This is a genomic window from Cellulomonas sp. ATA003 (assembly GCF_031582905.1).
Lineage (GTDB): Bacteria > Actinomycetota > Actinomycetes > Actinomycetales > Cellulomonadaceae > Pengzhenrongella.
This window is the reverse complement of the sequence record NZ_CP133990.1, coordinates 437,433-462,561: the sequence shown is the minus strand read 5'-3', so window position 1 is coordinate 462,561 and position 25,129 is coordinate 437,433. Positions and strand designations below refer to the sequence as shown.

The window sequence follows — 25,129 nt, the reverse complement described above, 5'->3', positions numbered from 1 at the left end:
CGGCGCGTCGCTGCAGGTCAGCGCGTCCGGCCGGACACGAGCGCGAGCAACGACGAGCCGTACTGATCGAGCTTGAGGGGGCCGATGCCCTTGATCCGGGCGAGGTCCGCCATGGAGGCCGGACGCGTCTCGGCGACGGCCGCGAGCACAGCATCGGACACCACGGTGAACGCGGGCCGGTCCACCTCCGCCGCGACCTGCGCGCGCCAGTCCTTGAGCGCCGCGAGCAGCGCCTCGTCGTACTCCCCGGTCAGCAGCGGGCGCCCCGCGGCTCCACCGGTGCGCCGGCGCGGGCCGTCCTCCGGCCAGAGCCCGTCGAGGAAGCGTGTGCGCCGTCGCGACGCGCGACCGCCAGGATTGCGGGACCGCGCATAGGAGACCTCGAGGTGCTCGCGGGCGCGGGTGATGCCCACGTACAGCAGGCGCCGCTCCTCGGCGACGGCCTCGTCGGTCTCCGCGAGCGAGATGGGCATGAGGCCCTCGCTCATGCCGGCGAGGAACACGGCGTCCCACTCCAGGCCCTTCGCGGCGTGCAACGACGCGAGCGTGACCCCCTCGACCGTCGGGGCGTGCTGGGCGGCGGCGCGCTCGTCGAGCTCGGCGAGCAGGTCCGCGAACGAGGCCCCCTGCCGGCCTGCGAGGTCGTCGGCGAGCGCCACCAGCGCCTGCATCGACTCCCAACGCTCGCGGGCCGCCCCGCGGGCCGCGGGCGGCTCCGTCGACCAGCCGACCGAGAGCAGGACGTCGCGCACGATCTGCGGCATGGGGGTGTCGGCGTCCGCGGACCGTCCCGCGCCGCGCAGGAGGACGATCGCCTCGCGGACCTCGCGGCGGGCGAAGAACCGTTCGCCCCCGCGCACGAGGTAGCCGACCCCCGCGGCCGCCAGGGCCTGCTCGAAGGCCTCCGACTGCGCGTTCGTCCGGTACAGCACCGCGACCTCGCTCGTCCGCGTGCCGCTCGCGATCAGACGTGCGACGCGAGCGGCGACGCCGGCCGCCTCCGACTCGTCGTCGTCGTAGGCGGTGAAGCGGACCGGAGGACCCGACGGACGCTGGGCGACGAGCTCGAGCGCCGGCGCCCCGCGGCGTCCGCGCTGGGCGATGACCCGGTTCGCCAGGCCGACCACCTGCGGCGTGGAGCGGTAGTCGCGGACCAGCCGGACCACCTGGGCCGTGGGATGCACGCTCGGGAACGTCAGCAGGTGGTGCGGGGTCGCACCGGTGAAGGAGTAGATCGTCTGGCTGGGGTCGCCGACCACGCAGAGCTCGTCGCGACCACCCAGCCACTGGTCGAGCAGGTACTGCTGCAGCGGGGAGACGTCCTGGTACTCGTCGACCACGAAGTGCCGGTACTGCGCACGCACCGTCTCGGCGACGTCACCGCGATCGCCGAGCATGGTGGCCAGCATGAGCAGCACGTCCTCGAAGTCGATGACGCCGCGCTCGGTCTTCACGTCCTCGTACCGCGCCAGCAGCCGGCTGACCGTCTGCCGGTCGAAGCCGGCGGGCGCGGGGCGGTCGACGGCGGTCGTCGCACGCACGTAGTCGTCGGCGGTGACGAGGGACACCTTGGCCCACTCGATCTCGCTCGCGAGGTCGCGGATCGCGATCCGGTCGACCGACAGGGACAGGCGCCCGGCGGCGTCGGCGACGGCGGGCGCCTTGTGCTCCAGGATGCGGGGCGGCGCCCCGCCGACGACCTTCGGCCAGAAGAACCCCAGCTGGCGCAGCGCCGCGGCGTGGAACGTGCGGGCCTGCACGCCGACGACGCCGAGCTCACGCAACCGGGTCCGCATCTCCCCGCGGCGCGCGCGGTGAACGTGACAGCCAGCACCGTGGTCGGCGTGTAGACGCCGGTGCGCACCCCGTAGGCGATGCGGTGCGTGATCGCCCGCGTCTTGCCGGTACCGGCGCCGGCGAGCACGCAGACGGGCCCGCGCAGCGCGAGGGCGACCTCCCGCTGGTCGGGGTCGAGGGCTTCGAGGATCTCGTCGGCGGACATCGGCACGATCTTCCCAGCCGCCACCCACACGGACCGACACACGTCCCCGTTCCCCGGTGCTGCACGCCCGGCCGGAGCCGGACAGCAGACCGCACCTGCCGCCGACCACCGAATCCGCCCGCCGCCGGGTGGCGGCCGCTACGGTCCGCGTCATGACGACCCCACGGTCCGCCCTGCACCGAGCGGCGTACGCCGCGAGTGCCGCACTCGTCGCCGGCGGCCTGGTGGCCGGGTTCGCCCCGCTGCCCGGCTTCTTCTTCTCCTGCGGGTCGGCGTTCGTCGGCCAGGGCCTCGGCCCCGACGGCGCCGTGGACACCGACGCGCTGCTCCAGTGCACGGAGCTCCGGGCGCAGCGGCAGGGCCTCGCACTCGCCCTCCTGACGGTGGGGGCGGCGTCGGGCGTCGGGAGCGCGGCTGCGCGGTGGTCCCCCACGGCGCCGGGGCCGGCACGCGCGGCAGAGGATTTGCCGCCCGTCGACGCGGACGACCACGTGCGCTGACCCGGGAATGGCGGTGCCCGCCGGCGCGGTTGTGCTGGCGACCGCGTCGGCCCTTCGGGCACGATGCGCACGCACGCGCCGACCACGGAGGACCCATGACGACGACCGCCACACCCGCCCCGGGCAGCATCACGATGTACTCGACCACCTGGTGCGGGTACTGCCGTCGCCTCAAGACGCAGCTCGACTCCGTCGGGATCGGCTACACCGAGGTCAACATCGAGGAGGACCCGCAGGCGGCGGCCTTCGTCGAGCAGGTCAACGGCGGCAACCAGACGGTGCCCACGGTCGTCTTCCCCGACGGCTCCGCGGCCACCAACCCCTCGCTCGCCGACGTCAAGGCGCGACTCGGCAGCTGACGGCTCGGCCGCACGCTCGGCTCCGGCGACCGGCGCCGTCCCGCTGCACGCCGGCCGGTCGGTGCCCGCGGCCGCTGCCGGTCTACTCGCCCGGCAGCGGCGCGCCCGCCCACTCCTCGATGAGGGCGCGGGCGATGGACGTCCGGCTCGGCAGCAGCACCTCGCCGGACCCTGCGGCCGCGGCGAGCTCCGCGCGGGTGAACCACCGCGCCTCGGTGACCTCGGCGCCGTCGACCGTGATGTCCGTCGTCGTGGCGCGGGCGACGAACGCGAGCATGAGCGAGGCCGGGAAGGGCCACGGCTGGCTGCCGCGGTAGGTCACCTCGCCGATCGCGACGCTGACCTCCTCGTCGACCTCGCGCCGCACCGCCTGCTCCAGCCCCTCGCCCGGCTCGACGTATCCGGCGAGCGTCGAGAAGCGCCGCTCCGGCCAGTGCGACGCGTGCCCGAGGAGCAGCCGGTCGTCGTCGTCGACGACCGCCATGATCACGGCGGGGTCCGTGCGCGGGTACTGGTCCCGACCGTCCGCGGGGCAGCTCCGCACCCAGCCGGCCTGCCCGACGACGGTCGGGGTCCCGCAGCGGGGGCAGCACCGGTGGCTGCGGTGCCAGGCGGCGAGTGCGACCGCCGTGGTGCCCAGCCCGGCGTCCCGCGCGGGCATGGCCGCGCCGACCGTGCGCAGGTGCGACCATTCGCGGGCGGCGATCCGCTCCGCGCGGGCGGCCGCGGCGGGGTCCTCGTCGGCCTGCGGTGGCCAGAAGCCCTCCATGTCGGCGGGCTCCGCCGGCGGCACCGGTTCGGGACGTGGGTCGGGCAGCACGCGCGCCAGATAGCCGTGGTCCGCGTCGGCGCCGAGGAAGAGCCATCCCTCCTCGGCCGGGTCCAGGCCGTCGGCGTCGTCCGGCTCGAGCAGGTCGAGCCGGACACCACCACCAGCACCGGCACTGGCACTGGCACTGGCACTGGCACCGACGGTCGCAACCGTCGCGCCCCGGACGAGGACCACCCGGGTGGTCGGGTCGGCGCGCAGGTGCGCGACGAGGTCGGGGTCGGTCCGGCGCTCGGCCGCGCGGTCGACGGTGGCGCGGGCCAGGGGCATCTCGGACCAGTTCACGGACGTCACGCTAACCCGGACGTGACACACCCGCGCCGGGGCGCCGGATCGGCGTCCACGCCGCTTACGCTCTACGCCGTGCCTCGTTCTCCGTTCGCGCTCGCCGCCCTGGCGACGGTGGCCATCCCCGGGATGGATGCCTTCGACGTCCGGCGCCCTGCGCAGACCGGCGGAGACCACGACGTCGCCGTCGTCATCGACGCCCAGGGGCGCCGCTGGGTGGTCCGGGCACCGGTCACCCCCGCCGCGGGCGCCACGCTCGAGGCCGAGACTGCCCTGCTCGAGCTGCTCGCCGAGCACGTCGACGCCGGTCGCGTGCCCTTCCAGGCGCCCCGCCCCGCCGGCTTCGCGCACCTGCCGGAGGGCGGCCGTGCGGTCGTGCACCGTGAGGTCGCCGGCCGGCCGCTGCGGATCGACGCCCTGGCCGCGGGACCTGGTCTTGCTGCCTCGCTGGGTCGCGCGATCGCCGCGCTCCACGAGCTGCCGGTCGACCTGGTCGAGAACGCGGGGCTCCCGACGTACGACGCGGAGTCCTACCGGGCCCGCCGGCTCGCCGAGCTGGACGAGGCAGCCCGCACCGGCAAGGTGCCGCCCGCGCTGCTGCGCCGGTGGGAGGAGCGCCTGGAGGATGTCGCGATGTGGCGCTTCCAGCCGACCGTCGTGCACGGCGACCTCAGCGCCGAGCACGTGCTCAGCGACGGCGTCTCGATCACCGGCGTGCTGGCATGGGGTGACACTCAGGTCGCCGACCCCGCCGACGACCTCGCGTGGCTCGTCGTCGCCGCACCGGAGGACGCCGTCGAGTCGATCCTGGAGGCGTACCAGCTGCGCCGCACCGAGCTCACCGACCCGCACCTGCTCGACCGCGCCCTGCTCGCCGGGGAGCTCGCGCTGGCCCGATGGCTGCTGTACGGCGTGCGCGCCGGGGATCCGAGCGTGGTCGCGGACGCGGTGCAGATGCTCGAGGAGCTCGACGAGCACACCCGGGCGGCGGACACCGAGCCGTCGCTCGCCTGAGCCTCCTCGCGCGGACCGTCGCCGGTCACGCCGTCGCAGCCGGTCCCACGCCTCGCCGGTCCCACGCCTCGCCGGTCATGCCGTCGCAGCCGCCCATACGCCTCGCCGGTCACACGCCTCGGCCGGTCACGCCGTCGCAGCCTCGTCGAGGAGCGCCTCGATCTCGGCCTCGTCCAGGAGCCGCTCCGGGGTCACGGTCTGCCCGGATCCCACGTAGCAGAACGCCGCGTCGACGCGGTCGATCGGCGTCCCGGACCAGCGTGACCAGGCGAGCCGGTAGACCGCGAGCTGCACCTCGCGGGCGCGCGAGGCGACGGCGTCGGCCGGTGGGCGCCCGGTCTTCCAGTCGACGACCGTGACCCGACCGTCCGGCTGCTCGAACACCGCGTCGACGCGGCAGCGCAGCACGTAGCCGGCGACCGGGGTCTCGATGTCGACCTCGACGGCGCGGGTCGCATCGACGCCCACGGCGTCGCGAGGAACCGCGCGCGCAGCTCCGCGGCGTCGGCGTCGACCGCGATCGAGTCGTCGTCGGCACCGGGCAGCGCCTCGACGTCGACCAGCGAGGCGGCGCCGAAGTAGCGCTCGACCCAAGCGTGGAACGCGGTCCCCCGTCGGGCCTGGACCGACGGCTCGAGCGGCACCGGGCGGCGCAGGGCCTCGGCGAACGCGTCGCGGTCGGCCGCGAGCCGCACGACCGCGGACGCCGACAGGTGCGCGGGCAGCGCGACGTCGGCGCGCGGTTCACGCAGCCGGTCCCGCTCGGCGAGCAAGAGGTCGGTCGTGCGGGCGAGGGAGAGCTCCGTGCCGACGCCCAGCCCGGCGCGCTCGTCGGCAGGCCCGTCGGCCGCAGGCCCGTCGGCGGAAGGTCGAGCTGGGGCGGGCCGGGTCGAGGCGGGCCGGTCCGTCGACGGCGACCCGGCGCCGGGCCGGCCGAGGGACAGGGTGGAGCCCTCCCCGCCGGTTCCGTCGACCTCGGACAGCGCCGCGTGGACCGCCGCGGCCGCCGCCGTGACGTGGGCACGCCGCGGGCCGCTGCCGAACGGGTCGGTGGGCCAGACCTGCGCGAGCGGCTCGGCGGTGCGGGGGTTCGCCGCGCCGAGCGCGGGCTCGTCCGACCACCCGTCGGGCCGCACCAGCCCGGCGCGGGCGAGCTCGGCGAGGAACGTCGACGGCGGCTGCGGGTCCTTGCGGTCCCGCCACCACGACCCGCTCAGCAGCAGCGCCGACCGGGCGCGGGTCATCGCCACGTAGGCGAGCCGGCGCTCCTCGGCGACCTCGTGCGCCCCGACGTCGCGTCGGAACTGCTTGCGCAGCGACTCCATCTCCTTCTGGTCGACGGCAGCCTCGATCGCCAGGACCGGCAGCTCGTCGGCGTCGCCGCGCAGCGGGTACGGCAGGACGCCCAGACCGGTCAGCCAACCGCTCGCCACCGGCCCCTGCGGCCCGGACGTCGCCGTCGCCGGCAGGACGCCGTCGGTCATCCCCGCGACCGCGACGACGTCCCACTCCAGCCCCTTGGCGGCGTGGATGGTGATGAGCTGCACCGCGTCGGGGTCCGGCTCGGTGACCGGACGGTCGAGTCCGCGCTCCTCCCGCGCCGCCGCGTCGAGCCAGGCGAGGAAGGCACCCAGCGTCGGTGCGTCGGCGCCGTCGCTGAACTGCACGGCGACGTCGCGGAACGCGTCCAGGTGTGCCCGCGCCCGGCCCGGGCTCAGTCCGGGCCGGGCTGCGACCTCGATGTCCAGGCCCAGCAGCCGCTCGGCCTCGCCGACCAGCTCGGGCAGGGACAGGTAGGTGTGGGACCGCAGGGTGCGCAGCAGGCCCCCGAGGTGCTCCAGCCGGGCTCGGGCGGCGTCGGTCAGCGTGCGTCCGGTGTGGCTGCGCCAGCCGCGGGGCGGCAGGTCGTCGAGGGCGTCGACGATGCTGCGCTCGTCCACGACGTCGCCCTCCACCACGACGCCGCCGCGGGCGTCGAGGTTGACGTCGCCGGACGGGTCGTCGACGCGCGCCTCGGCCACCGTCTCCGCGGTCGCCTGACCGTGAACCGGGACGCCGAGCAGACCGGCCGCTGCGTCGCCCTGTTGCGTCGCCACCCCACCGGCGCCGCGCACCGGACCGCCGCCGTCCCGCGCGAGCTCACCGGCCCACTGCGCCAGCGCGTGCAGGTCGGCCGCGCCCAGCCGCGCCCGGGCGCCGGTGAGCAGCCGCACCAGGGCGTCACCGCGCGAGGGGTCGTGCGCCGCGCGCAGCACCGAGACGAGGTCGACGACCTCCGGCGTGTGCAGCAGACCGCCGAGGCCGACCACCTCGACCGGCAGCCCCACCGCCCGCAGCGCGAGCTCCAGGGCGTCGAACTGCGACCGCTTGCGGCAGAGCACCGCAGCGGTCACGCGGCCACCACCCGGCCCGCGTCCCGCGGGTCGCCAGCGAGCGCGCACGAACTCCGCGACGGCGGCGGCCTCCTCCTCGACCGTCGCCGGGTACACGGACACCACCGTGCCCGCACCCGCGCGCGGGGCCGCCTCCAGGCGCGGGACATCCACGCGCCCTGCCTCGGCACCGGCCCCGGTGCCGAGTGCGTATTCGGCGCCCGGCGTGCCCTGGGCACCGTCGTCCTGGGCACCGTCGTCCTGGGCACCGTCGTCCTGGGCACCGTCGTCCTGGGCACCGTCGTCCTGGGCACCGTCGTCCTGGGGACCGTCGCCGGGGGCGTCACGGCGCACGCGCAACGGTCCGGCGACGTGGTTCGCCGCGTCGAGCACCGCGTGGTCGTTGCGCCACGACGTCGACAGGTAGCGCACGGGCGCCGGCACGGCCACGCCGTCGATCACCCGCGGGAACCGCTGCGGGAAGCGCTCGAGCCCGCCGGCGCTCGCCCCGCGCCACCCGTAGATCGACTGGTGCGGGTCGCCCACGGCGGTCACCGGGTGCCCGCCGCCGAACAGCGCCGACAGCAGCTCGAGCTGGGCGTGCGACGTGTCCTGGTACTCGTCGAGCAGCACGACCCGGAAGCGCCCGCGCTCGGTGACCCCGACCGCCTCGACCTCACGGGCCAGCCGCGCAGCGATCGCGACCTGGTCACCGAAGTCGATGGCGTCGGCGACGCGCTTGCGCCGGTGATAGGCCTCGACGACGTCGAGCAGGCGCGCGCGCTCACCGAGCGAGCGCACCAGCGCACCCACCTCCGCGTACGGCCCCTTCTTGCGCGGGGCGTCCGGGACCTCCCCGATCGCCGCCGCGAGGTCCTCGATCTCCGCCCGGGCCTCGGCGGGCGTCCGCAGGTGCTCGGCGAGGGCGCCGGACAGCGACAGCACCGCGTCGACCAGGGTGGAGGTCGCCGCCTCGGTGTCCAGGTCACCGGCCCAGGACTCGACCACCTCGTGCGCGAGCTGCCACTGGCCCGCCTCACCGAGCAGGCGGGAGGTGGGCTCGATGCCGAGGCGCAGGGCGTGGTCGGTGACGATCGCGGCCGCGTAGGAGTTGTAGGTCGACACCGTGGGCCGGGCCAGGTCGAGGCCACCACCGGTCGCCGCACCACCGCGCTGGTCACCACCCCCGGTGCCGCCCGACCGCCCCTCCCCGCACGCTCGCCGTCGGCGGCGAACGCCGCGGGCAGCGGGATGCCGGCGGCGGGCATGGCGCGCACGAGCCGGCGCAGCCGGAGCCGGACGCGGTCCCCGAGCTCGGCGGCGGCCTTGCGCGTGAAGGTCAGCCCCAGCACCTCGTGCGGTGCCACGTGCCCGTTGGCGATGAGCCAGACCACCCGGGCGGCCATCGTCTCGGTCTTGCCGGACCCCGCGCCGGCGACCACGAGCAACGGCTCCAGCGGCGCCTCGATGATCCGGACCTGGTCCGGGGTGGGCGGGTCGCGCTCGAGGAGCCGGGCGATCTCGACCGCGGTGAGGGCGCTCACTCGATCACCTGCCGACCCTCGGCCCGCACGGGGCAGCTCGTTCGCACGGGGCACATCTCGCACAGGTCGTTGACGCAGGCGGTGAACGCGGAGGCGGCCATGGTCGTCGCGACACCCTCCACCATCGTCCGGGCCCAGCTCGAGCCGTCCTCCTCGACCTCGAGGGCTCCCTGCGCGCGCACCGTCGCCTTCGACCCGAGGGCGACGAACACCAGCTGTGCGCCGGCGCTACGGGTGCCCGCGGGGAGCGACTCGAACGCCCCTCCGCCACGGCGAGCTGGTAGCTGCCGAGCTGGGGGTTGAGATCGGTCTCGGCCGCGCTCGGCGCGCGCTTGCCGGTCTTGAGGTCGACGATGCGCACGACGCCCTCACCGACGTCCTCCACCCGGTCCACCACGCCGCGGAGCACCGCGCGGTCCAGCTCCACGCTGAACTCCGCCTCCCGCAGGACGGGATCACCGGACTCGGCGACGTACGCCGCCAGCCGACCGACCATCCTCTCGGCGCGGCGGCGCTCGGCGACCGACGGCCACCCGGGGCGCAGGCCCAGCTCGGGCCAGCGGCGGTCGAGCTCGGCGAGCATCTCGGCCTCCGTCCCGCGCGGGAGCGCCTGCGCGATCGCGTGCACCAGGGTCCCGAGCGTCTGGGAGGTGCCGTCGGCGACCGTCCCGCCGGCGGCCTCCAACGCCCAGCGCAGCGCGCACGTCGAGACGGTCTCCGCCTTGGACGGGGAGACCGGCACCTTCTCGTCCTCGGTCCACAGCGGCGCGTCGGTGGTCACCGGTGCGAGCCCGTACCAGCCGGCCGGGTCGGCGCCGTCGACGCCGGCTCGCGCGAGCCGGGCCAGCAGCCGCGCCGCCTCCTCGTCCACGAGGCCGCCGGGGACCGCGACGCTCGCCTCGAGCCGCGAGCGCAGCAGCCCGACCAGCCCGCGCAGGTCGAGCGGGGTCGGGGCGCTCGCCGTCCGGGGTCGCGCTCGTCACCGCCCGGCGCCGGGGCGGCGTCCGGCCCGGCGCCCGGTCCGGGGTCCGGGGACTGGACGAGGTCGACGAACGGCGACGGCTGCTCGTCGGCGTCGGAGACCGCGGTGACCAGCAGCGCCCGGCGGGCGCGCGACGTCGCGACCGCGAAGGACCGCAGCTCGTCGGCGAGGACCGCGGTGCGCGCCTGCGCGCCGTCGAGCCGGCCGTCGTCGGCGCGTCCGGCCAGCACCTCCACGAGGGCCTGGGCCCCGAGCAGCGAGTCCCGCAGGCGCAGGTCGGGCCAGGTGCCGTCCTGCACTCCGGCCACCACGACGACGTCCCACTCGCGCCCCGCGGCACCGGCAGGGTCAGCACCGCGACCGCCCCCGGCGGCGCCCTGCGCGGCGAGGCTGTCCGACGGCAGGTCCTGGGACTCGAGGTACTCCACGAACGCCAGCGGCGGTGACTGCGGCATCCGGTCGACGAACGTCTCCGCCGCCCGGAACAGCGCGAGCACCGCATCGAGGTCACGATCGGCCCGAGCGCCCGCGGGACCACCGGCGAGCGCGGCGCGGCGCCATGGCTCGGCGAGACCCGCCGCCGACCACAGCGCCCACAGGACCGTCTGGGCGGTCGCGGCCGGCTCCAGCCCGGCGAGGCGCCCGGCGGCGAGGAGCGTCGCGAGCCGCTGCGGCCCGCGCCGGACGGCGGCCGGCAGCGCCGCGGTCCGCGCCGGGTCACCCAGCATCTCGACCAGCAGGGCGTCGCTCGCCCGGCCGCCGCCGCCGGCGAGCTCCTCGGCCCGCAGCGCGCGGCGGACGCGGCGAAGACCGACCGCGTCCGCACCGCCGAACGGCGACGTCAGGAGCGCGACGGCGGCCTCGGCGTCCAGGGCCGACGGGTCGAGCGCGCACCGCAGCGCCAGCAGCAGCGGGCGCACGGCCGGCTCGTCGCGCAGCGGCACGTCGCTGCCCAGCACGGACACCGGGACCGCAGCGCCGGCCAGGGCGCGACGCAACGACGCGACCTGCCCGCCGCTCCGCGCGATCACGGCCATCCGGTCCCAGGCCACGCCCCGTTCGAGGTGCGCCGCCCGCAGCGCGTGGGCGACGTACGCGGCCTCCTGCGGGGCGCTCGGCAGGATCGCCACGCGCGCCGTCGACCGGTCCGGCCCGGCCGTCTCCGGTCCGGTCGTCCCCGGCCCGGACGCGCCCCGCGGCCTGTGCTCGACCGCCGGCGACGGCCCGTGCTCGGTCGCCGCCCCCGTCCCACGCGCCGTCGCCCGCCGGTGCGCGACCCCGGCGACGGCGCCGATCTCCTGCGTGACCGCAGCCGTGACCCCTCGCAGCGCCGGGCCCTGACGCCACGCCGTGCCCAGGACGAGCCGGTCGGCACCGAGCTCGCCCAGACCGCGACCGGCGACCGGCGCCCGCCCCACCAGGGCCGGGGAGGCACCGCGGAACGTCTGGACGGCCTCGTCAGGGTCCGCGAAGAGGGCCAGGCGCGCGCCGTCGTCGGCGAGCACGCGCAGGAGGCGCGCGGTGGCGGCGGTGCTCTCCTGGTGGTCGTCGACGACGACCAGGCGCCAGCGCGGCCGGGGCGCACCGGGCAGCTCGTCGTCCCACGCGAGCAGCGCCTGCGCCGCCTCGTCGACGACCACCGCGGGGTCGTACCGGTCCCCCGCGTCCGGGGTGGACTGGCGCAGCTCGGTGACGTCGAGGTACTCCCGGTACAGGTGCGCCGCCGCGACCCACTCCGGACGGTCGTGCCGTCGCCCCCGGGCAGCGAGGTCCTCCGGCCTGAGGCCCCGCTCGGCGGCCCGCATGAGCAGGTCGCGCAGCTCGTCGCGGAAGCTGCGCAGGCCGAGCACCTGCGCAGGCACCGTGGCGGGCCAGTCCAGCGGGACGCCGTCGCCCGCGGCATGCCCGGCGAGGAGCTCGCCGAGCAGCAGGTCCTGCTCCGGGCCGGAGATGAGGGTGGGGGGCGGCTCGCCGAGGTGGGCCGCCCGCGCGCGCAGGACCGAGAACGCCGCCGACGCCGCGGTCCGCACCACGGGCTGACCGGCGGTGCGGCGCAGGCGCGCGGACAGCCGGTCACGGACGTCGGCCGCGGCGCGGCGGGTCGGGACGAGCACGAGCACGTCGTCCGGGGCCAGCCCGAGCGCGTCGGTCGCGGCGACGACGCCCTCGATCGCCGTCGTGGTCTTGCCGGTACCGGGGGCCCCCAGGACGAGCAGCGCGCCGGTGCCGGGTGCGGTCAGCCGCTCCACGACGGCGCGCTGGGTCGGGTCGAGCCGGACGTCAGGGCCGGCCTCCACGGACGGCCGCACGAGGCGGACCCCGGGGGCGTCCATCACGAGGGAGCGGTTCACGCGACGATCACATCACGGGCCACCCACATGCCCGCGCACGGCACCTCACCCCTGCGGGTACGGCCAGCCGTTCGGCTCGCACGGTGCGACCGCGAGGGACTGCTGCTGCATCAGCGGCGCCGGCTGACCCTCACCCGGGCACCCCTCGTGCGGGTGGCCGAGCAGGTGCCCCACCTCGTGGTTGACGAGGTACTGGCGGTACTGCCCGCGGTCGGCGAACTCCGGCGTCGCGTGCACCCAGCGACGGAAGTTGAGAGCGGCGTGCCCGTTGCGACCGCAGGAGACCTGCCCCCCGGTGTCCAGCGGGGCGCACATCGCGTCGACGAGGTCGGGGGACGCCAGGACGACGCGGATGTCGGCCGGCCCATCCGTCTGCGCGAAGGCGACGTCACCGCGGGCACCCCAGCCGCGCGGGTCGGTGAGCGTGCTCATCACGGTCGCCGCGAACACGGCGCCGTCCACGGGGAGCCCCCGCTCGACCTCCACGCGCACCGTGCGCACCGGCCCGGTGCCGACCGGCGGGCTCGAGCCCGCGACGACGTCGAGCACGCCGGACGCCGACTCGGGCACGTCGAGGGACAGCACGCCGGCCGCCTCGTCCGCCGGGGTCAGCCACAGCGGGCCGACGGTGTCCCGGTCCACGAGCTGGGGCAGCGGCAGCGGGCGCACGTCCCCGGTGAGGTCCTCGGGGACCGTCACCGGTGTCGCGCGGACCGTGGACACGGCCTGGTCCGCCGCGGCGTCGGGCCCGGTGCGCGCTCCGGCGATCTGCACGAGCGCGGCGGTGCCCACGCCGCCCGCGACGGCCACGGTGATCGCGCCCGCCGCGACCCAGCCGGACACCGCGGGCGAGGGGCGCGGGGTCATGATCCCTATCGTCACCCGGTCCACGAGGCGCTGGCTACCATCGGCGCGTGACCCAGCCCACGCACATGCGGCCGCGCAGCCCACGCATGGGCCGGGACGCGCGACGTGCCCAGGTGCTGTCGGTGGCGCAGGAGCTCTTCGCCGGCGAGGGGTTCCACCACGTGTCGATGGACGACATCGCCGTGCGGGCGGCCGTGTCGAAGCCCGTCCTGTACCGGCACTTCCCGTCCAAGCTCGACCTGTACCTGGCGGTCGTGGAGGAGCGCGGCGTCGAGCTGCTGCGCGCGGTCGACCGAGCCCTGGACCCGGTCGTGACCGGTCCGGTCCACCGGGGGGACGGACGCCAGGTCGTGCACTCCCTCGTGCGGGCCTACTTCGAGTTCGTCGAGGTCGCCGGGGAGTCGTTCTCCCTGCTGTTCGAGTCCGACCTCACGCACGACGCCGCCGTCCGGGCCCGCGTGGAGCAGGCCGGCGCGCAGGCCGCCCAGGGCATCGCCCGCGTGCTGGGGGACTTCACGGGGCTGCCGCCGGAGCGCACGTCGCTGCTCGCGGCGACGCTCATCGGGATGGCGCAGGCCGGCGCGACCAGCCGGTTCCGCGCCGAGGCCGGGCTGGACGTCGACGACGCCGTCGATCTCGTCGCGCGTCTCGCCTGGCAGGGCGTCGCCGGGCTGATCCGCCCCGACGTCGAGTACGACGCGACCACTTAGGATTGACCGGGCCCGCGAAGCTGGCGGGGAGCACCGTGCTCCGGCGATCCTCGCCGGGTCGCGGGGAATCGACGAGGAGAGCACCGTGGACATCACGATCGGCGTGCAGAACCAGCCGCGCGAGCTGGTCATCGAGTCCGACCAGACGTCCGATGAGGTCGCCCAGCTCGTGGCGGCGGCGCTCGACGGCAAGCCGGTCCTCGAGCTGCGCGACACCCGTGGCCGTCGGGTCATGGTCCCGACGGCGTCGATCGGGTACGTCGAGATCGGCACCGAGGAGACGCGTCGGGTGGGCTTCGGCACGCTCTGACACACGTCGTCGCCCCGCTCCGGCTCAGGCCGGGGCGGGGCGCTGTGCGTCCCAACCGCTCTCGGCGGTCGGACGGTCAGGCCGTCCGGCCCAGGAATGATCAGGCCGTCAGGCCCAGGCGCCCCATGCGCCGGGTGTGCTCCGCGGTGAGGACCCCGAACAGGCGCGTCGACGCCTCGCCCGAGGCGTCCCCCGGCAGGTCGGGACCGGCCCCCGAGCCGTCGACCCCCGCCAGCGCGAGGCGCGCGAGGGACGGCTCGGTGAGCAGCAGCGTCTGCACCACCCCGAGGGCCTCCCCCACCAGCCGGCGCCCCCAGAGCGCGAGCCGAGAGGTCAGCACCTCGTCGTCCGTGGCCGCCGCCGCGAGCGTGGCGACCGTCAGCTCGGCGTGACTCGCACCGTCGAGCACGTCCATCACGAGCTCGCGGGTGTCGTCGTCGAGCCCTGCCGCCGCGGCCTTGCAGAAGTCGTCCGCGACGCCGTACCCGACGTACGCCTTGAGCATCCGCTCCCACCACGACCCCGGGGCCGTGCGCGCGTCGAAGTCGTCCAGCACCCGCGCGAACCGCTCGAGCTCGGCGTCCGGTGCCCCGCCGAGCTCGGTGATCCGCTCGAAGATCCGGTCCAGCCGGGCGACCGCACCGGCGGAGAAGTGCATGAGGCGCAGCCGCGTGTCCAGCGTCGGCGCGAGCGCGGAGTCGGCCGCGAGCCGCGTGAACGCGACCAGCTCCAGGTGGCCCACCAGACCCAGCAGCGCGAGCACGTCCCCCGGTCGGTGCTCGGGCGGGCATGCGTCGGCGCTGCGGTCATCCCGCGAGCCTAACGCCCGTGTGGACACCGTCGGATACGATGACCGGGTACATCGGTTGCCCGGTCGTCCCGACCGCATCGCCGCGCAGCGCCCTCGCGCCGCGGCAGTGAAAATCACGATCGGCTGCCGGCCACCCTCGGCGATGAGGCCCGCTCGGCGACCCGGCGCACGCGCTCCGACGCACGCCACGTGGCGCAACCCCGCGACTCCTCGCCGACCAGCACGTGAGGCACCGACGACGTGACGACGACCGACCAGAGCCCGGGTCCCGCTGCGCGCAGCAGCGTCCAGGCCGACAACCCCACCTTCGCGGACTTCGACGTCCGCCCCGAGATCGTCGAGGCGCTCGCCGCGGCGGGCATCATCTCGCCGTTCCCCATCCAGGCGATGACCCTGCCGGTCGCGCTGTCCGGGCACGACATCATCGGCCAGGCCAAGACCGGGACCGGCAAGACCCTCGGCTTCGGCGTCCCGCTGCTCCACCGCGTCGTCGCCCCCGGCGAGGACGGCTACGACGCCCTGCCCGCGCCGGGCAAGCCGCAGGCCCTCGTGATCGTCCCGACGCGCGAGCTGGCCGTCCAGGTCGCCGGCGACCTCGCCACCGCCTCGAGCCGGCGCTCGGTGCGCGTGCTGCAGCTCTACGGGGGCCGCGCCTACGAGCCGCAGGTCACCGCGCTGCAGACGGGCGTCGACGTCGTCGTCGGCACGCCGGGCCGGATGATCGACCTGCTCAACCAGGGCTATCTCGACCTCACCTCCGTGCGCTGCGTCGTGCTGGACGAGGCGGACGAGATGCTCGACCTCGGCTTCCTCCCCGACGTCGAGCGGCTCCTCTCCCGCACGCCCGCGTCACGCCACACCATGCTGTTCTCCGCGACGATGCCCGGCGCGGTCGTCGCGATGGCCCGCCGGTACATGACGCAGCCGACGCACATCCGGGCCAACGACCCGGACGACGCGGGCGCCACCGTCAAGAACACGACGCAGGTCGTCTACCGAGCGCACGCGCTCGACAAGGTCGAGGTGCTCGCCCGGCTGCTGCAGGCCGAGGGCCGCGGCCTGACAATCGTGTTCGCCCGGACCAAGCGGACCGCCGCCAAGGTCGCCGACGACCTCGTGGACCGCGGGTTCGCCGCCGGCGCCATCCACGGCGACCTCGGTCAGGGTGCGCGCGAGCAGGCTCTGCGCGCGTTCCGCAACGGCAAGGTCGACGTCCTGGTCGCGACCGACGTCGCGGCGCGTGGGATCGACGTCGACGACGTCACGCACGTCGTGAACTACCAGTGCCCCGAGGACGAGAAGACCTACCTGCACCGCATCGGACGCACCGGTCGCGCGGGCAAGAAGGGCACCGCGGTCACGTTCGTCGACTGGGACGACATGCCGCGCTGGGGGCTCATCAACAGGGTCCTCGACCTCGGCATCCCCGAGCCGGTCGAGACGTACTCGAGCTCCCCGCACCTCTTCACCGACCTCGGCATCCCGGCCGGCACCAAGGGCACGCTGCCCCAGGCCGCCCGGGTCCGCGAGGGCCTGGACGCGGAGAAGCTCGAGGACCTCGGGGAGACCGGCAAGCGCCACAGCGCGAGCGTCCGCGGCGGCGGCTCCCGGGACGGCGGCGGGCGTGATGCCGGCCGCGGTCGTGGTGGGCGTGACGGCGGACGTGACGGCGGACGCGAGAGCGGCGGCCGGGACTCCGGTCGTGGTCGCGGCGCGTCCGGTCGGCGTGACGGCGGCGCCGGCCGCGGGACCGAGGCGTCGGGCGCTCCGCGGACCGCGGGCGACGACGCGCCCCGCACCACCCCTGCCTCGGCCTCTCCCTCTGCCGAGGGAAGCGCTCCGGCCGAGACCACGGGTGACCGTCCGCGTCGCAACCGCAGCCGTCGCCGCACCCGTAGCGGCGGCGCCGGCACCTCGGGCTCGGCCGCGAGCGCGCCGACCGCGGGCCCCGACGCCTGATCCGGACCACCGCACGACGACGGCGGCCGCGGACTCCACGTCCGCGGCCGCCGTCGTGCGTCACGACCAGGTGGGCGGCCGCGATGCCGTCGGCGACCCGGTCGGCGCCCTGGGCGCGGACGAGGCCCCGATCAGGCCTCGATGAAGGCGCGCACCGCGTCCGCGACGAGCTGCACGGCGATCGCCGCGAGCAGCAGCCCGGCGATCCGGCTGACGAGGATGACGCCGCTGTCCTTGAGCACGCGGTGGATGACGTTCGCGAACCGCATCGACAGGTACAGGCAGAGGTGGACGGCGACGACGCCGAGCCCGATGGCGATCCAGTCCGACCAGGTCTCCTCCGAACCGGCGACGAACACCATGGTCGCCACGATCGCGCCCGGACCGGCCAGGAGCGGCGTCCCGAGCGGGACCAGCGCGACGTTGACGCCGGTGTTGCCGGACGGCGTCGGGTCCTCCATCTTCCCGGTCAGCAGCTCCATCGCGACGAGCAGGAGCAGCAGCCCGCCGGACGCCTGCAGCGCCGGCAGCGAGATGTGCATGTAGCCGAGCAGCTGCTGCCCGAAGAGCGCGAACGCCACGATCACCCCGAAGGCGACGAGGATCGCCTGGCGCGCGGCGCGCGTCCGCTGCCGCGCGGTCATCGACCCGGTCAGCCCGAGGAAGATCGGGACGGTCCCGGGCGGGTCCATGATGACGAACAGCGTGATGAAGACCTCGCTGAACAGCCGGCCGTCCCACACCTCGCTCACGGCCGCACCACCGCGGTCGTGCCCTGCTCCTCGATCCGCGCCAGGACGTCCGGTGCGGTGGTCCGCTCCCCCAGCCCGTTCGGCTTGCCGGACCCGTGGTAGTCGCTCGAGCCCGTCACCAGCAGCCCGAGCCGCTCGGCGAGCGCGCCGAGACGCTCGACCTGCGCGGGTCCGTGGTCGCGGTGGTGCACCTCGAGCCCGGCGAGGCCGGCCTCCGCGAGCTGCGCGACGGCGTCGTCGGGCACCACGCGGCCGCGGACGTCCGCGCCGGGGTGGGCGAAGACCGGGACGCCACCCGCCGCGCGGATCGCGGCGACCGCGTCGACCGCGTCGGGCGCGTAGTGCGGCACGTAGTAGCGCGAGGAGGGCACGAGCATCGTCGCGAACGCGGCGCTGCGGTCGGGGACGACGCCGCGGGCGACGAGCGCGTCGGCGATGTGCGGGCGGCCGACCGTCGCGTCGGCGCCGGTCTGCGCCATGACGTCGTCCCAGGTGAGGTCGAAGTCCTCGCCGAGCAGGTCGACCATCGTGCGCGCCCGCACCAGCCGGGCAGCGCGGGTGCGCTCGATCTCGGCGAGCAGGGCGGGGTGGTCGGGGTCCTGGAGGTAGCTGAGCAGGTGGACGCTGATGCCCTCCCACCGCGCCGAGATCTCGCTGCCGAGCACGACGGCGATGCCGGACGACGCCGCCTGCGCGGCCGCCTCGTCCCAGCCCGCGGTGGTGTCGTGGTCGGTCAGCGCGACGACGTCGAGGCCGGCGGCAGCGGCGGCGACCACCACGCCCGCGGGTGCGTCGGTGCCGTCCGACGCGGTCGAGTGGGCATGGAGGTCGATCAGCACGTGCTCAGGGTAGGGCGCCGCGCACGGGCGGCCGTCCCCGAGGTCCCCGGCCGGAGCCGGACGCGTGACGGTGCGACGATGGGCACATGAGCGAGCAGATCACGCCCGAGGCCGCGACCGACGCCCAGCCGCTGGAGTCCCGCGGCGAGAACCGGTCCCAGCGTCCGAGCTCGGCGGCGTTCAGGTCCTTCATCACGTCCGGCTGGGGCGAGCGGCCCGACCTGCGACCGCAGCCCGGCCCCGCCGCCCCGTTCGCGGCCCTGCGGCGCGCCCGGCTGTCCGCGCAGTTCCCCGGCGTCCGGCTCGTCGTGCCCGCCGGTGGCTTCAAGGTCCGCAGCAACGACACGGACTACCGGTTCCGCCCGCACACCGCGTTCGCGCACCTCACCGGCCTCGGCACGGAGCAGGAGCCCGACGCCGTCCTCGTCCTGCACCCGGACGAGACCGCGCCGGACGAGGGCAGCGGGCACACCGCGGTCCTGTACCTGCGCCCGCTGGCCGGGCGGGACACCGAGGAGTTCTACTCCGACTCCCGGTACGGGGAGTTCTGGGTCGGTGCGCGTCCCACGCTCGACGACGTCGCGGCCCTGACCGGGCTGCGGACGGCGCACCTGGACACCCTCCGCGACGACCTGGCCAAGGACGTCGGCCCCGACGGGGTGCAGCTCGTCGTGGTGCCCGACGCGGACGCGGCGGTCGAGGCGGTCGTCGAGGAGATCCGCGCCGCCCAGGACGCCGGGCAGGACGACACCCGGCTCGCCGAGGCGCTGTCCGAGCTGCGGCTCATCAAGGACGACCACGAGATCGAGCAGATGCGCGTCGCGGTCGACCTGACCGTCGCCGGCTTCGCGAAGATCGTCCGTGACCTGCCGGTCGCCGTCGAGCACCCGCGCGGTGAGCGCGTCATCGAGGGGACCTTCGGGGCGCACGCCCGGCTCGAGGGCAACGCCGTCGGCTACGAGACGATCGCCGCCGCCGGGGAGCACGCGACCACGCTGCACTGGACGCAGAACGACGGGCCCGTCCGGTCCGGCGACCTGGTGCTCGTGGACGCGGGGGTCGAGGCCGACTCCCTGTACACCGCCGACGTCACCCGCACGCTGCCCGTCGACGGCACGTTCACCGAGGTGCAGCGCCGGGTCTACACCGCCGTGCTCGACGCCGCCGACGCCGCCTTCGCGGTGGCCGTCCCCGGCTCCCGCTTCCGCGACGTGCACGCCGCCGCGATGGAGGTCATCGCGACGCGGCTCGCGGAGTGGGGCCTGCTGCCCGGCACCGCCGAGGAGTCCCTGGACCCCGAGGGGCAGTGGCACCGGCGCTGGATGGTGCATGGCACGAGCCACCACCTGGGCCTGGACGTGCACGACTGCGCGCAGGCCCGCCGCGAGATGTACCTCGACGCGGTGCTCGAGCCCGGCATGGTCTTCACGATCGAGCCCGGCCTGTACTTCAAGTCCGACGACCTCGCCGTCCCCGAGGAGTACCGCGGCATCGGCGTGCGCATCGAGGACGACGTCCTGGTGACCGCCGACGGCAACGAGAACCTCTCGGCCGCGCTGCCGCGACGTGCCGACGACGTCGAGCAGTGGATGGCGACGATCCTCGGCGACTGACTGCGATCGCGGAAGCTGGATCGGCCGGGTGGGGCGGCGAGTTCGGCCGGTCGCGGGCGACCCCGGCAGGTGGCGCCACAAGGACCGCTCAGCCCGTGCGACGTGCGCGGCAGCCGACTGCACATCGTCGACGCGTCGCTGGTGCTCACCGCAGGTTCACCCGCCAGCGCCTGGTCGACGGGGACGAAGACCTCCACCGGCGCACTGTCGGTCGACGTCGAGGACGAGCCCCAGGACACCTTGCTGGAGATCGCCGAGGCCAACGGCCTGAAGACGGGCAACGTGTCGACGTCCGAGATCCAGGACGCGACTCCCGCCGCGCTGTTCGCCCACGTGAACAAGCGCGGGTGCTACGGCCGGTCGCCACGACCGAGAGCTGCACGACGCCCGTGCCGACGTCACCCTCGGCGGTGGCAGCGCCACGATGCGCGAGCCCGCGGTCGCCGGTCCCTGGGCCGGTCGCACGCTCGCGGAGCAGGCCGCCGACCGCGGCTGCACCTACCTCACCGACTCCGCAGAACTCGCCGCCGTCACCCGGGCCGATCAGACCGCGCCCGTGATCGGCCTCTTCACCGAGGGCAACTTTCCCGTCCGTTACGGCGCAGCCGCCGACGGCACGGGCGGTGCTGGCGTCGGCGCGGCGGTAGCCACGGCAAGCGGCGGGATGCTCGCCTACACCGGGAGCGGAGCCGCCCAGATGGCGCTGCTGGCGGTTCTGCTGCCGAGCGCTGGCGGCGTAACGCTCTGGATGCGCAACCGTCGGCAGGTCGTGACGAGCTGGTCGGATCATTCACGCAGAGAGGACGAAAGCCGCTCGGCATCACTGGATCATCGGATCGACCCAGGCTGAACTCTCACGGAGTGCTTCGGGGTGCCGATCCGCTCCACCGTGGAGGCTGACGCGCAGGAGGTCGACATGGGTGACGCGCAGAGGGTTGCCGAGCTGCACGAGTACGGGCTGCTCGATGCCCCGGTCGACGACGAGCTCGAGGCTGTGGTGCGCATGGCGGCCGCCGTGGCCGGGGTGGCGACCGCGACGCTGAACCTCATCGACGCCTACCGCCAGTGCCAGCTGACGTCAGTGGGATTCGACGGCGCCGACACGCCACGCCGCGACTCGATGTGTGCGGTGCGGTTCCGCCAAGGACGCACGGTGTGGACCTCGGACGCGAGCACCCATCCGGACTACGCCACCAACCCCTGGGTCACGGGACTGCTCGCGACGGTCCGCTTCTACGCCTCCGTCCCGCTGATCAGTCCCAGCGGCCATGTGCTGGGAACGCTGTGCGTGTTCGACTCCGCCCCGAAGAGCCTGACCGAGGACCAGGTGCGGCTGCTCGAGGATGCCGCCGGCGTGGTGGTGGCTCTCTTCGAGCGCCGTCGCCAGGCGCGCGCCAACGCCGCACTGGCGGCTGAGGCACATGAGCAACGCACCTTGGTCGAGTGGACGATGCGCGCGCTGGAAGAGCGGCACGAGCTGATCGACGTCATCCTGGAGACCATCGACGTCGGCGTGGTCGTCGCTGGCCCCGATGGACGGCTCTCCCTGTTCAACCGGGCCGCCCGTGACTGGCACGGGCTGGAGGTGGACCCCTCCATGGACCCGACCGAGCACGCGGGCCGGTACGGCCTGTACGCAGTCGACGGTCGTACTCCGCTGGCGACCGAACAGATTCCGCTGCAGCGTGCACTCATCGAAGGTGCGGTCAGCGGCGACGAGATGGTCATCGCGGCGGCCGGCCGGGCCCCGGTGCGCGTGACCGTCTCCGGGCGCGCGCTGCTCGGCGCCGACGGCACACCGCTCGGTGCAGTGGTCGCGATGAGCGACGTGACCCAGGACCGGGCGCACCAGGCCGAACTGCAGCAGGCCTACGCCCAGCTCGCCGAGCGCACCGGGGAACTCGAACGCTCCAACCGCGATCTCGAGCAGTTCGCGGCCACCGTGAGCCACGACTTGCGCTCGCCGTTGACGGTGGTCGACGGCTACCTGGAACTTCTCGGTGAGGTCTACGCCGACGCGCTCGGCGACCAGGGCCGCAGCTGGGTGGCCACCGCCCGCCGCGGCGTGCGACGTACCCTCGGGCTCACCAACGCCCTGCTGGGCTACGCCCAGGCCGGCGCCGCGCGCTGCGCCCAGCAGCCCGTGGACGTCCGTGAGGCGCTCGACGCCGCGGTCATCGACCTCCGGCACGAGGTCGCCGCCGCCGGCGCACTGATCGAACCCGGCCCGCTGCCCACCATCGTCGGTGACGAGGTGCTGCTGCAGCAGCTGCTGCAGAATCTGCTCGGAAACGCCATCAAGTACCGCCGCCCGGACCAGCGGTGCCGCGTGCGCGTCACCACCCGGAGTGCCGCCGGCGAGTGGATCATCTCCGTGGCTGACAACGGCCGCGGCATCCCCCGGACAGCCGGGAACGCGCGTTCACCATGTTCACCACGCTCGACCCCACCGCCCGCACCGGGCATGGCATCGGCCTGAGCACGTGTCAACGCATCGTCGAGCGCCACCGTGGGCGCATCTGGATCACTGACACCTCCGGCGGCGGCGCCACTGTCAACATCGCGCTGCCGAAGCCGGACGAGAGGAGCGAGCCGGCGTAGCAGCACAGAACCAGGCCGCGACGCGCGGGTCGGCCATCCGTCCAGCGATGGGTCCGGGCAGCCGCCCGCAGCGCCGCGGCCTCCCACGACACGATCGGCGCTGCGCTGTGCGGGCGCCTCGATCCGTACCGCCACCGGCGCACGCGGACGCTCACCCCAGCGTCGGAATCGGAACGGCGGCGGGACGCCGCGCAGGGAGAGATCGCGCGGTCTGCGTCAGGACCGCGGGTCGCTCGGCGGGGCGAACGGGCCGGCGGAAGTCTGCGGCGGAGTGCCGGGTCGCCCGGTCTGCGTGGGCGGCTGCGGGGTCGTCGGCGGCTGCGCGGGGTGCGGCGGCGGGGCGGTCGGCGACCCGGACGGCGCCGGCGCGTGCGGCGGCTGCGGGTGCGCCGCCGTCGGGTCGGACGGCCGGGCCCCGGGCCGGACGCCGGCGGAGTCGGCCAGCCCGACGTCGTGCCGCCGATCTCCTGCAGCAGCTGGCGGGCCTTGTGCGCCTGCTCCGCCTGGCACAGGACGGAGTAGGTCGCCGCCACGATCTGGCTCTGCGACGTGAAGTCGCGCTTGCCCCCGGTGAACGCGTAGGTGACGACCGAGAACAGCATCCCGAACGCACCACCGATGAGGATGGCCGCGATCAGCGGGAAGGTCTGGCCCTCAGGAGAGCTGAAGAGCAGCAGCAGGAACCCGACGAACAGTCCGAACCATGCCCCGGACGCCAGTCCCGCGAGCGCGACCCGCGGGTACGACAGCCGCCCGGTGACCCGCTCCACCATCCGCAGGTCCCCGCCGACGATGGTCACGAGCTGCACCGGGAACTGCTTGTCCGCGAGGTGGTCGACCGCCCGCTGCGCCTCCAGGTACGTGCCGTAGGCGGCGACCTGCTCGCCCTGCGGCAGGGTCGGGGTGCGCGGGACACGGTTCGGGTTCGCGAACGACATGCCCCGATCCTCCCCCACGACGCGACCGAGGGCCACGCAGCCCGGGGTGCCCGGCCGGGCGGCGTCGTCGGGCCGGGAGGGGCGAGGCCGACCCGCCGAGGGCCGCCGCACTAGGCTGGCCGCCGTGAGCAGCGCAGGGACCAGGGTCTTCGTCGCGCGCCTCGCCGGGACCATCGTGTTCGACCCCATCGGGGACCAGGTCGGGCGGGTGCGCGACGTCGTCGTGCTCCTGCGCCCGAAGGGGCTGCCGCGGGCGGTCGGGCTCGTCGTCGAGGTGCCCGGGAGGCGTCGCGTCTTCCTGCCGCTGACCCGGGTGACGAGCATGGACGGCGGCCAGGTCATCTCCACCGGACTGGTCAACATGCGCCGGTTCGAGCAGCGGTCGATGGAGACCCTTGCGGTCGGCGAGCTCCTCGACCGGACGGTCGAGCTCACCGACGGCTCGGGGAGCGCGGCGGTCGAGGACCTCGCGATCGAGCGCCAGCGCAACGGCGACTGGCTGGTGACCCAGCTGTTCGTGCGGCGGCACGTGCGCGGCAAGGGCGGGCTGCTGCGTCGCCGCGGCGAGACGCTGCTGGTGCCGGTGACGGGCGTGACCGGGCTCGCGCGGTCCGACGCCGGCCAGGGCGCCGCGCTGCTGCTCGCCGCCTACGAGGACCTCAAGCCCGCCGACCTCGCCGAGGTGCTCCACGGCCTGGGCGCGCCGCGGCGCCTGGAGGTGGCGACCGCGCTGACCAACGACCGCCTCGCCGACGTCCTGGAGGAGCTCCCCGAGGACGACCGCGTCCTCATCCTGTCCGGCCTCACGCAGGGGCGCGCCGCCGACGTCCTCGAGGCCATGGAGCCCGACGACGCCGCGGACCTGCTGGGTGAGATGCCGCAGCAGCAGGCCACCGAGCTGCTCGGCCTCATGGAGCCCGGTGAGGCGCGCGACGTGCGCCGCCTGCTCGCCTACGGGGAGAACACCGCCGGTGGTCTCATGACCACCGAGCCGGTCGTCCTCCCGCCGGAGACGCCGATCGCCGCTGCGCTCGCGCACGTGCGCCGCCAGGACCTCACGCCGGCGCTCGCCTCCATGGTGTTCGTGGCGCGGCCACCGGCCGAGACGCCGACCGGCCGCTTCCTCGGCGTCGTGCACCTGCAGCGCATGCTGCGCGAGCCGCCGCACGAGCCGATCGGATCCCTGGTCGACTCCGGGATCGACGGCGTCACCGCCGACGCGCCGCTGCTGCAGATCACCCGGCTGCTCGCGACCTACGACCTGCTGGCCGTGCCGGTGCTGGACTCCGAGCGGCGCCTGCTCGGCGCGGTCAGCGTCGACGACGTCCTGGACCACCTCCTGCCCGAGGACTGGCGCGAGCGGCCGGACGACGCGAGCGACGGCATCGTGCACCTCGGCGGGACGAAGGCCGGCCGTGCCTGACCGCCTCGACACCCCGAAGGCGACCCGACGCAGCTGGGTGCCGCGGTTCAAGGCCGACCCGGACG

General features: G+C 75.3%; 16 protein-coding genes and 6 pseudogenes. 10 read left to right on the top strand and 12 right to left on the bottom strand.

The window, feature by feature from the left end; genetic code table 11:
* Positions 1-17: 17 nt before the first annotated feature.
* Positions 18-2,002, bottom strand: a pseudogene (locus REH70_RS02290) (ATP-dependent helicase).
* Positions 2,003-2,154: 152 nt separating this feature from the next.
* Between REH70_RS02290 and REH70_RS02285 the strand changes: the two are divergent.
* Entirely contained in the window at positions 2,155-2,502 is a 348-nt protein-coding gene (locus REH70_RS02285) for a hypothetical protein (protein ID WP_310751760.1), read from the top strand.
* A gap of 95 nt (positions 2,503-2,597) precedes the next feature.
* A complete protein-coding gene (locus tag REH70_RS02280) occupies positions 2,598-2,861 on the top strand; it encodes a mycoredoxin (RefSeq protein WP_310751756.1) in 264 nt (87 codons plus the stop codon).
* Positions 2,862-2,943: 82 nt separating this feature from the next.
* Here REH70_RS02280 and nudC read toward each other — a convergent pair whose 3' ends face one another.
* The gene (gene nudC / locus REH70_RS02275) at positions 2,944-3,975 is read right to left on the bottom strand and encodes an NAD(+) diphosphatase (protein ID WP_310751753.1); all 1,032 of its coding nucleotides are present in this window, start codon (positions 3,973-3,975) and stop codon (positions 2,944-2,946) included.
* 78 nt (positions 3,976-4,053) lie between these two features.
* On the opposite strand from nudC, the gene REH70_RS02270 reads away from it, so the two are divergent.
* The gene (locus tag REH70_RS02270) at positions 4,054-4,992 is read left to right on the top strand and encodes a phosphotransferase (protein ID WP_310751751.1); all 939 of its coding nucleotides are present in this window, start codon (positions 4,054-4,056) and stop codon (positions 4,990-4,992) included.
* Between the two features lie 126 nt (positions 4,993-5,118).
* Here REH70_RS02270 and REH70_RS20260 read toward each other — a convergent pair whose 3' ends face one another.
* From REH70_RS20260 to REH70_RS02245, 6 genes and pseudogenes are all read right to left on the bottom strand, one after another.
* Positions 5,119-5,586, bottom strand: coding sequence for a PD-(D/E)XK nuclease family protein (locus REH70_RS20260; RefSeq protein WP_396134711.1), 468 nt, complete (start codon positions 5,584-5,586; stop codon positions 5,119-5,121).
* 677 nt (positions 5,587-6,263) lie between these two features.
* Positions 6,264-8,489 (bottom strand): annotated as a pseudogene (locus REH70_RS02265) (ATP-dependent helicase); the annotation flags it as partial.
* A gap of 218 nt (positions 8,490-8,707) precedes the next feature.
* Positions 8,708-8,806 (bottom strand): annotated as a pseudogene (locus REH70_RS02260) (UvrD-helicase domain-containing protein); the annotation flags it as partial.
* Positions 8,807-8,904: 98 nt separating this feature from the next.
* Positions 8,905-9,650 (bottom strand): annotated as a pseudogene (locus tag REH70_RS02255) (RecB family exonuclease).
* 35 nt (positions 9,651-9,685) lie between these two features.
* Complete coding sequence (locus REH70_RS02250) at positions 9,686-12,241, bottom strand: ATP-dependent helicase (protein ID WP_310751741.1); 2,556 nt, start codon at positions 12,239-12,241, stop codon at positions 9,686-9,688.
* Positions 12,242-12,286: 45 nt separating this feature from the next.
* Positions 12,287-13,108: a DUF3152 domain-containing protein gene (locus tag REH70_RS02245; RefSeq protein WP_310751738.1), complete on the bottom strand. Its 822-nt coding sequence runs from the start codon at positions 13,106-13,108 to the stop codon at positions 12,287-12,289.
* A gap of 47 nt (positions 13,109-13,155) precedes the next feature.
* Between REH70_RS02245 and REH70_RS02240 the strand changes: the two genes are divergently transcribed.
* Both REH70_RS02240 and REH70_RS02235 read left to right on the top strand, forming a co-directional pair.
* The gene (locus REH70_RS02240; protein ID WP_310751734.1) at positions 13,156-13,818 is read left to right on the top strand and encodes a TetR/AcrR family transcriptional regulator; all 663 of its coding nucleotides are present in this window, start codon (positions 13,156-13,158) and stop codon (positions 13,816-13,818) included.
* A gap of 85 nt (positions 13,819-13,903) precedes the next feature.
* Positions 13,904-14,128 (top strand): DUF3107 domain-containing protein, encoded by a 225-nt coding sequence (locus REH70_RS02235; protein WP_310751731.1) that lies wholly within the window; start codon positions 13,904-13,906, stop codon positions 14,126-14,128.
* Positions 14,129-14,228: 100 nt separating this feature from the next.
* Here the strand turns inward: REH70_RS02235 and REH70_RS02230 are convergent, their stop codons facing one another.
* Complete coding sequence (locus REH70_RS02230) at positions 14,229-14,891, bottom strand: ferritin-like fold-containing protein (protein ID WP_310751729.1); 663 nt, start codon at positions 14,889-14,891, stop codon at positions 14,229-14,231.
* Positions 14,892-15,179: 288 nt separating this feature from the next.
* On the opposite strand from REH70_RS02230, the gene REH70_RS02225 reads away from it, so the two are divergent.
* Positions 15,180-16,898: a DEAD/DEAH box helicase gene (locus REH70_RS02225; RefSeq protein ID WP_310751727.1), complete on the top strand. Its 1,719-nt coding sequence runs from the start codon at positions 15,180-15,182 to the stop codon at positions 16,896-16,898.
* A 131-nt stretch (positions 16,899-17,029) separates the two neighbouring features.
* Here REH70_RS02225 and REH70_RS02220 read toward each other — a convergent pair whose 3' ends face one another.
* Together REH70_RS02220 and REH70_RS02215 are read right to left on the bottom strand one after the other, a co-directional pair.
* Positions 17,030-17,650, bottom strand: a complete 621-nt coding sequence (locus REH70_RS02220; protein ID WP_310751725.1) for a MarC family protein — start codon at positions 17,648-17,650, stop codon at positions 17,030-17,032.
* Positions 17,647-18,489, bottom strand: coding sequence for a PHP domain-containing protein (locus REH70_RS02215; protein WP_310751723.1), 843 nt, complete (start codon positions 18,487-18,489; stop codon positions 17,647-17,649). The genes REH70_RS02220 and REH70_RS02215 overlap by 4 nt, the downstream gene beginning before the upstream one ends.
* Positions 18,490-18,575: 86 nt before the next feature.
* On the opposite strand from REH70_RS02215, the gene REH70_RS02210 reads away from it, so the two are divergent.
* The 3 genes and pseudogenes from REH70_RS02210 (at position 18,576) to REH70_RS02200 (ending at position 22,703) form a co-directional block, all read left to right on the top strand.
* On the top strand, positions 18,576-20,102 hold the full coding sequence (locus tag REH70_RS02210; RefSeq protein ID WP_310751719.1) for an aminopeptidase P family protein: 1,527 nt from the start codon (positions 18,576-18,578) through the stop codon (positions 20,100-20,102).
* Between the two features lie 69 nt (positions 20,103-20,171).
* A pseudogene (locus tag REH70_RS02205) lies at positions 20,172-20,952 on the top strand (alkaline phosphatase).
* A gap of 66 nt (positions 20,953-21,018) precedes the next feature.
* Positions 21,019-22,703: pseudogene (locus REH70_RS02200) on the top strand (ATP-binding protein).
* On the opposite strand, the gene REH70_RS02195 reads toward REH70_RS02200, so the two are convergent.
* Positions 22,589-23,641 (bottom strand): general stress protein, encoded by a 1,053-nt coding sequence (locus tag REH70_RS02195; protein WP_310751714.1) that lies wholly within the window; start codon positions 23,639-23,641, stop codon positions 22,589-22,591. The pseudogene REH70_RS02200 and the gene REH70_RS02195 overlap by 115 nt on opposite strands.
* 124 nt (positions 23,642-23,765) lie before the next feature.
* Between REH70_RS02195 and REH70_RS02190 the strand changes: the two genes are divergently transcribed.
* Positions 23,766-25,064, top strand: a complete 1,299-nt coding sequence (locus tag REH70_RS02190; RefSeq protein ID WP_310751712.1) for a magnesium transporter MgtE N-terminal domain-containing protein — start codon at positions 23,766-23,768, stop codon at positions 25,062-25,064.
* Positions 25,065-25,129: the final 65 nt, after the last annotated feature.